The following is a 1148-nucleotide window of genomic DNA, read 5'->3' on the forward strand; positions in this document are numbered from 1 at the left end:
AGTTGAAGGGAAAGGGGATTATGAATACTATCCTATTGGAGACAGTCTGAATACTTCTTACATATATATTGACTCTCAAAATCCAAATTCTCTATACGCCGTCTCTCACAGCTACAATTCTTTCACTAGCTTTAAGTCATCTGATTATGGCAAAACATGGGAAAAAGTTGGTGACTTTTATTTTAACCCTCTTCATCCCGATATCCGTATAAAGGTCGTAATGACAAAAACGACTCCACCTTCACGAAAACTTTATGTATCGTTGGACAACGGAAAAAGTTGGAAATTATCCGATCTTGATATTGATAAAAACGGCATTTACTCAATTTCAATAGGAGGGGAAGGCGTAATTTATGCAGACACTTGTAATGGACTTTTTAGGTCTAAGGACAAGGGGTTGCGTTGGTCTCAAATTACAAACTTCAGGGAGGATTATTGGGAAGTAACAGATGGGAATAGTTGTTTCAATAGTAAAGTCCTTGTTAGCCCAGATGAGCCTAACACAATTTATTGGGCAACCGAGTTCTTAAAATCTACTGATGGTGGAAAAACATGGCAAGAGATGGACATTATCCAACACTCTAAACGAATTCATGGTTCTGCAATTGCAATTGATCCGCATAACCATAACCTGGTTTATCTTGGAATAACAGGAACAGAAGACATAGAACCACTTTCACCTGAAGAATCTGCTAAACAGGGGATATATAGAAGTAATGATGCTGGAAAAAACTGGGAAAAGATAGGACTGGATGGATATCGTGTAAGTTCTATTGTAGTCAGTCCTACTACAGGAATAATCTATGCAGGAACTTTCTTCAACGGGCTATTTAGGTCAAAAGATTCAGGAAAATCGTGGGAAAGAATTACCCTTGATAATGACACACATCTTTCTGTTTCTTCTCTTACAATTGATACAAAAAACAACATTGTTTACATTGGCGTCCTTGGAGGCGGCATCTTCAAAATCGAGGACAAAGAATAAGTAATTCACATACATCTCTTACGTAGTTCGCATGTTGCATAACTAGTTGGAGGTTTTCCTTCCACTATTTGCACCTTTAACTTCACGAGAAAACTTAAGACGCAAAATCTTGCAAGAAGAAGTCTAAAAAACACTCTCAAATTTGATAAGTTAGAAAAGTTTT

At 37.1% G+C, this 1148-nt stretch carries 1 protein-coding gene; it reads left to right on the top strand.

Going from position 1 to position 1148, the window contains the following annotated elements; all coding sequences use genetic code 11:
• Positions 1-985 (top strand): WD40/YVTN/BNR-like repeat-containing protein (locus ACMV0E_RS08045; protein WP_416085864.1); only part of this gene is annotated, 985 nt, incomplete at its 5' end.
• Positions 986-1148: the final 163 nt, after the last annotated feature.

It is taken from the genome of Caldisericum insulae (genome assembly GCF_047785965.1).
GTDB classification, from domain to species: domain Bacteria; phylum Caldisericota; class Caldisericia; order Caldisericales; family Caldisericaceae; genus Caldisericum; species Caldisericum exile_A.